General features: G+C 75.3%; 5 protein-coding genes and 1 pseudogene. 1 reads left to right on the top strand and 5 read right to left on the bottom strand.

The genetic code is table 11. The features are described 5' to 3' along the window. Positions 1-128 precede the first annotated feature (128 nt). Positions 129-839: an ACT domain-containing protein gene (locus ND748_RS21360; RefSeq protein WP_251747767.1), complete on the top strand. Its 711-nt coding sequence runs from the start codon at positions 129-131 to the stop codon at positions 837-839. Between the two features lie 53 nt (positions 840-892). Here the strand turns inward: ND748_RS21360 and ligA are convergent, their stop codons facing one another. From ligA to ND748_RS21335, 5 genes and pseudogenes are all read right to left on the bottom strand, one after another. After that, positions 893-3,085 (bottom strand): NAD-dependent DNA ligase LigA, encoded by a 2,193-nt coding sequence (gene ligA / locus ND748_RS21355; RefSeq protein ID WP_251747766.1) that lies wholly within the window; start codon positions 3,083-3,085, stop codon positions 893-895. A 104-nt stretch (positions 3,086-3,189) separates the two neighbouring features. Further along, complete coding sequence (locus ND748_RS21350; protein ID WP_251747765.1) at positions 3,190-4,242, bottom strand: methionine synthase; 1,053 nt, start codon at positions 4,240-4,242, stop codon at positions 3,190-3,192. A 72-nt stretch (positions 4,243-4,314) separates the two neighbouring features. Then, positions 4,315-5,373: a tRNA 2-thiouridine(34) synthase MnmA gene (gene mnmA / locus ND748_RS21345; RefSeq protein ID WP_251747764.1), complete on the bottom strand. Its 1,059-nt coding sequence runs from the start codon at positions 5,371-5,373 to the stop codon at positions 4,315-4,317. Positions 5,374-5,486: 113 nt separating this feature from the next. Next, complete coding sequence (locus tag ND748_RS21340) at positions 5,487-6,677, bottom strand: cysteine desulfurase family protein (protein ID WP_251747763.1); 1,191 nt, start codon at positions 6,675-6,677, stop codon at positions 5,487-5,489. Positions 6,678-6,725: 48 nt separating this feature from the next. Continuing rightward, a pseudogene (locus ND748_RS21335) lies at positions 6,726-6,991 on the bottom strand (mycofactocin system glycosyltransferase); the annotation flags it as partial.

The raw sequence follows: 6,991 nt of genomic DNA, 5'->3' as shown, positions 1-6,991 counted from the left end.
GACCGGCCCCGCGGCCACGGCGGCCGGCCTGCCGGCCCCGCCCGCAGGGTCTCTGACCAGGCCGGCGGCGGCGAGCCGCGTCATCTTGGCGTGACCGGTCGGCCATGCCCACGACACACTCTTTGTGCATGCTCAGCTACATGTCGTACCTGCTGCGTGTCGTGCTGCCGGACCGTCCGGGCACCCTCGGCGCCGTCGCCACCGCCCTGGGCGCCGCCGGCATCGACATCGTCAGCGTCACCGTCGTGGAGCGCACCGCCGCCGGCGCGGTGGACGACCTGCTCGTCATGCTGCCGCCGGGCGGACTCGCGGACCGGGCGATGAGCGCCGCCCACTCGGTACCGGGGGTGGTCGTCGAGTCGCTGCGCCCGTTCCTCGCGGACGGCGGCGGCGTGGCCAGCGACCTCGACCTCGTCGACGCGCTGACCGAGCGGCCCCTCGACGCCGCGGCGACCCTGACGGAGCTGGCCCCGGGCGTGTTCAACGCGGACTGGGCGGTGCTGCTCGAACATGTCGCCGCGGGCGACGTGCGGGTGCGGGAGACCTCGGTCGGCGCGCCCACGCTCGGCGGGGACGACCTCGGGGTGCCCGAACGGGTCCGGTTACCGCTGCCCTGGCTGCCGCTGGACCACGCCCGGCGGATCGGATCGGACGAGGGCACCTTCCCGCCTCGCTGGGAGGCGGTCAGCATGGAACTCGCCGCGACCCCCGTCGGCCGCGACCGGCTGGTCATCCTCATCGGCCGCCCGGGCGGGCCGGCCTTCCGCCCCTCCGAGATCGAGCGGCTGGCCCACCTCGCCGGCATCGCGGCGAGCCTGAGCAGGACGGACCGCCCCTGACCGACCCGCCCACGTCAGCCCGGACCCGCCCGCGTCAGCCCCCCAACCCCGGGTCACTCCGGCGGGGCGTCGTCCTCCGCCTGCGCCGCCTGGCGGGCAGCGTCGACATCCGGGACATCCGGGGCCTGCGGGACGTCCGGGGCCCGCGGGACGTCCGGGGCCTGCGGGGCATCGGCGGGCACGGCCCGCTCGCGCGCGGCGTCCGGGCCCCGTTCGAGCAGCACGGCGAACCCGGCCTCGTCCAGTACCGGGACGCCGAGGCTGCGGGCCTTGTCGAACTTGGCCGCCCCCGGATCGGCGCCCACCACGACGAAGGCCGTCTTCTTGCTCACCGAACCGGTGACCTTGCCCCCGCGACCCTGCACCGCCTCGGTGGCCGAGTCCCGGCTCCAGCCTTCGAGGGTCCCGGTGATGACCACCGCGACGTCGTCGAGCGGGCGCGGGCCCTCATCGGCTCCGGCGTCGGCGAGCGATGCGCCACCGGCGGCGATGCGGGCGACGATGTCGCGATGGCGGGCGTCGGCAAACCAGTCCACCACCGCACTGGCGATCTTCGGGCCGACACCCTCCACGGCGGCGAGCTGCTCGGCGGGGGCGGCGGCGATCGCGTCGAGGGAACGCAGCTCCCGGGCGAGCGCGCGCGCCGCGGTCGGCCCGACGTGGCGGATGGACAGGCCGACCAACAGCCGCCACAGCGGCCGGTGCCGGCCCGCCTCGACGCCGCGCAGGATCTGGTCGATCTTCTTCTGGCCGAAGCCGCGCAGCCCCTCGAACGACTCCGGGGTCAGGTGGAAGACATCGCCGATGTCATGGATGCGGCCCGCCTCGAGCAGGGCGATCGCCGTCTCGTAGCCGAGGCCGTCGATGTCCAGCGCGTTCCGCGAGGCGAGGTGGAAGACCAGCTCGCGTAGCTGCGCCGGGCAGGCGTCGGTGTTCGGGCAGCGGATGTCCACCTCCCCCTCGGGGCGCACCAGCTCGGTGCCGCACTCGGGGCAGTGGGTGGGCATGACGAAGGCCCGCTCGGAGCCGTCACGCAGGTCGACGACCGGGCCGACGATCTCCGGGATCACGTCGCCGGCCTTGCGCAGCACGACCGTGTCGCCGATCAGGACGCCCTTGCGGCCGACCTCGTCAACGTTGTGCAGGGTCGCCAGGCCCACCGTGGAGCCGGCGACGAGCACCGGTTCGAGCTCGCCGAACGGAGTCACCCGGCCCGTGCGGCCGACGTTCACCCGGATGTCGCGCAGCTTCGTCGTGACCTCTTCGGGTGGGTACTTGAAGGCCACCGCCCACCGCGGTGCCTTCGACGTCGACCCCAGCCGCCGTTGCAACGCGAACGCGTCGACCTTGACGACCACCCCGTCGATCTCGTGGGCGACGTCGTGGCGGGCCCGCCCCCACCGGAGGATGAACGCCAGCACGTCGTCCACCGACGCCAGCACCTCGAAGTGGGTCGAGACGGGCAGACCGAACTCGGCGAACCGGGCGTAGGCCGCGGACTGGGAGGGGGCATCGAACCCGCGCTGGGCCCCCAACCCATGGACGATCATGTCGAGCGGGCGAGTGGCGGTGACCCGGGGATCCTTCTGGCGCAGCGACCCGGCGGCGGCGTTGCGCGGGTTGGCAAACGGCTTGCCGCCGCCGGCCACCAGCGACGCGTTGAGCTCGGCGAACTTCTCGGTCGGGAAGAAGACCTCGCCGCGGACCTCCAACAGTTCCGGCACGCCCGCCCCGCGCAGCCGGGTCGGCACGCTCGCCAGCGTGCGGATGTTCGGGGTGATGTCCTCCCCCGTGCGCCCGTCGCCGCGGGTCGCCGCGCGCACGAGCCGGCCCTCGGCGTAGACCAGGTCCACGGCGAGACCGTCGATCTTCAGCTCGCACAGCCAGCCATCGACCTCGGTCTCCCGCGCCGCGCGCGCGGCCCACTGGTGGAACTCGTCGTCGTCGAAGACGTTGTCCAGCGACAGCAGCCGCTCGAGATGCTCGACCGGGGTGAACAGGGTCGAGTACGACCCGGCCACCTTCTGCGTCGGCGAGTCCGGGGTGCGCAGCTCGGGGTGGCGCTCCTCGAGCGCGGTGAGCCCACGCATCAGCCGGTCGTACTCGGCGTCGGAGACGGTCGGCGAGTCCAGCACGTAGTACCGGTAGGCGTGGTCGTCGAGCTCGCGGGCGAGCTCGACGGCGAGAGCCCGGTCCGCGACGGAGGCGGGGACGGCCGGTTCCGCCGCGCCCGCGGCCCCGGCCATCGCGACCCCGGCTTCGGCCTCGGCCACCGCAGCCTCGGCCACCGCAGCCTCGGCCCCGGCCCCCGCCTCGGCTGCCGCCGCGTCGCCGGAGCCCAGTGGCGCGTTCATGCCGGTGCGTCGACCAGGGCGCGGCCCGCCCGGCGGCAGTGCCGCATGACCGCCCTGGCCTCGTCGATGCCGAATCCCGCAAGGCCGCACGCGGGTGCCACGGCGACCACCTCCCCGAGCTGTTCGGGCCGGAATCCGAGCCGGCTCCACAGTGCAGTGACGGGCTCGACGGTACGGCGGACGTCCGACGGTTTCGCCGACCCGCCGCCGGCGGCCACCCCGCCGCCGGTGGCCACCAGGCCCGCGACGAGGCGCACCCCGGCCTCCACGAGCTCGCCGACCTCGTCGTCCTGGGCGCGGGTCAGCAGGGCCGTGTCGAACCCGACGAAGTCCATCCCGGCGCCGCGCAGCGCCGCCAGCGGCACGTCCGCCGCACAGCAGTGGACGCCGACCCCGATACCGCCCGCCGCCCTGATGGCGTCGCCGAGTGCGCGCAGCCGCTGCATCACCAGGCCCTCCTCGATGGCCGGCACCACCGAGAAGCCGCTGGGCGTGCGCACCCGGCCGGCCAGCACCAGCGGTAGCAACGGCTCGTCGAGCTGGACGATCAGCCGCGCGCCCGGCACCCGGCGGGCGATGTCGCCGAGATGCTCGGCCAGACCGGCGGCGAGCGCCTCGGCGAGGTCCCGGGTGGCGCCGACGTCGGACAGCGCCTTGTGCCCGCGGGGCAGCTCGATGTCGGCGGCCAGCGTCCACGGCCCGGCCACGGCGATCTTCAGCGGCCCGGAGTAGTCGGTGGCGACGTCGGTCAGGGCGTCCAGGTCCTGCCTGAGCAGGTCCCGGGAACGGCGCAGGTCCAGGCCCGGCCGGGGCACCAACCGCCAGCCGGCCGGCTGCAGGTCGACCGGCAGGTCGAGCAGGATCGCCGCCGACCGGCCGATCATCGCGGCGCCGGGCCCGCGGGCCGGCAGCTCCGGTAGGTGCGGCAGGTCCGGCAGCTCGTCGAACACCGACTTCGTGGCCTCGACCGGATCGGTGCCCGGCAGCGAACCCACGCCGGTGGCCGCGCCGGCCGGCCACAGCGGCGCGGGGCCGGCCTCAGTGCTCATCAGTGCTCATCAGAACTCATCCCGCCATTGTGGCCGACGGTGCCGGGCGCCCCGCCCAGCCCCGCCGGTCGCTCACGCGGCGGTGACGCGGATATGCCCCCCACCGAGCACCCGGTCACCGTCGTAGAGCACGACGGCCTGACCCGCCGCCGTCCCGCGCACCGGGGTGGCGAGGGTGACGACGAGGTCGTCCCCGCGCGCCTCGGCCTCGGCGGCCACGACCCCGCCGTGCGCCCGAACCTGGGCCTCGCAGGTCACCACGCCCTCGTGCGGCCAGGCCGCCCGGTCGGCGACCAGCCGGCGGATGTCGAGCTCCTCCGCCGGGCCGACGGTGACCGTCGACGTCACCGGGGAGATGTCGAGGACGTAGCGGGGGCGCCCGTCCGGCGCCGGGTGCCCCAGGCGCAGCCCGCGGCGCTGACCGACGGTGAAGGCGAAGGTCCCGTCATGCCCGCCGAGCGTCTGCCCGGTCCGGGAGTCGACGATGGGCCCGGGCCGCGAGCCGATCCGCTCCCGCAGCCAGCCGGCGGTGTCCCCGCCGGAGATGAAGCAGATGTCGTGGCTGTCCGGCTTGTCGGCGACGGCCAGGCCGCGCGCGGCCGCCTCCTGCCGCACCTGTGCCTTGGTGGAGTCGCCCAGCGGGAAGCGCGCCGCGCCGAGCTGCTCGGGCCGCAGCGTGCCCAGCACGTAGGACTGGTCCTTGGCCGGGTCGACGGAACGGCGCAGCGTGCCATCCGGGTCGAGGCGGGCGTGGTGGCCGGTGACCACGGCGTCGAAGCCGAGGGCGAGTGCCCGGTCCAGCACCGCCGCGAACTTGATCCGCTCGTTGCAGCGCACGCACGGATTGGGGGTGCGACCCGCCGCGTAGGACTCCACGAACTGGTCGATGACCTCGGTCTCGAACCGTTCGGCCAGGTCCCAGACGTAGAACGGGATGCCGAGCACGTCCGCGGCGCGACGCGCGTCGCGGGCGTCCTCCAGCGTGCAGCAGCCCCGGGCGCCGGTCCGGTCCGACTCGGGCGATCGGGACAGGGCGAGATGGACGCCGGTGACGTCGTGCCCGGCGTCGACCGCGCGCGCGGCGGCGACGGCGGAGTCGACCCCGCCGGACATGGCGGCGAGCACCCGCATCACACCTGCACCTCCCAGAACCCTCCGGTCCCAGGAACCCTTCGGTCCCCAGCACCCTCCGCCGGCACCGCGCACGCGGCGCGGATCAGCCGGCACCGCGAACGCGGCGCGGATCAGCCGCCGGTCATCCCCGCGAGCGCGCCCGCGCGGCCCGCCCGCTCCACCACCGGCCCGATCGCCTCGACGAGCGCGTCCACGTCGGCGGCGCGCGACGAGTGCCCCAGCGAGAAGCGCAGCGAGCCCCGCGCGTGTTCCTCGCCGGCCCCCATGGCCAGCAACACGTGCGAAGGCCGGGCTACTCCCGCCGAGCAGGCCGAACCGGTTGAACACTCGATGCCGCGCGCGTCGAGCAGCATCAACAGCGAGTCGCCCTCGCAGCCGGGGAACGTCAGATGGGCGTTGCCGGGCAGCCGCTGCGGACCGCCCAGCGGGGCACCGTTGAGCACGGCGCCCGGCACCTTCTCCTGAACCCGGCGGACGAGATCGTCACGCAGGGCGGCCAGCCTGGCACTCTCGCGCGGCGCCAGGGCGCAGGCGGTCGCCGCCGCGGCGGCGAACGCCGCCACCCCGGCGGTGTTCAGCGTCCCGGAGCGGATGTCGCGTTCCTGGCCGCCGCCGTGGGTCAACGGTTCCAACGCGAGACCGCGGCGCACCACCAGTGCGCCGACCCCGACCGGTCCACCGATCTTGTGCGCGCTGACGGTGATGGCGTCGGGCCCCTCCTCGCCGACCGTGACGGGGATCTGGCCGAACGCCTGCACCGCGTCGGTGTGGAACGGCACCCCGTGCCGGCGCGCGACGGCGGCGAGCTCCGCGACCGGCTCGACCGTGCCGACCTCGCTGTTCGCCCACATCACCGAGACCAGAGCCACCGCGGCGGGATCGCGGTCGATGGCGGCGGCGAGGGTGTCCGGGTGCACCATGCCGGCGGCGTCGACGTCGAGCAGCTCCACCTCGGCGCCCTGCTGGGCACCCAGCCACTGCACGGTGTCCAGCACCGCCCGGTGCTCGACCGCGCTGACCAGCACCCGGCGCCGGGTGGGCTCGGCCCGCCGCCGCGCCCAGTACAGGCCCTTGAGCGCGAGGTTGTCGCCCTCCGTGCCGCCGCCGGTGAACACCACGTCGGACGGCCGGACGCCCAGCACGCCGGCCAGCGTCTCGCGCGACTCCTCGACGATGCGCCGGGCCCGACGGCCACTGGCATGCAACGACGAGGCATTGCCGGTGTCGGCGAGCACCGCGGCGTACGCGGCGAGCGCTTCCGGTCGCATCGGCGTCGTCGCCGCGTGGTCGAGATAGGTCACACGGTAGAGGGTAGCCGCGCGCGGCCGGGCGGCGTCGCGGCGCCGATCTCACCCGTGCCGCAGCCGCCTGCCCACCCGCGGCGTCCGGACGGACGGCGACGCCGGGATCAGCGGTTCGAGGTCGCCCCGCAGCAGGCAGCCGGACCAGACGCCGGCGCAGTAGGCGGCGTCGTCGGCAACGCGAAGGAGCAGGTACGGCGCGAGGCCGACCGCCGGACGCGCCACCCACCAGTCGTGCACCAGCGGCAGCGCCGACGCGGCCAGGACCAGCCGGCCCGGCGTGCCGGCGCAGGCCAGCAGGGGCAGCCAGGTGC

The organism is Frankia sp. AiPs1 (assembly GCF_023716945.1).
Classification (GTDB): Bacteria; Actinomycetota; Actinomycetes; order Frankiales; family Frankiaceae; genus Frankia.
The sequence above is the reverse complement of the archived record's forward strand: the minus strand, read 5'-3'. Positions and strand labels throughout refer to the sequence as shown.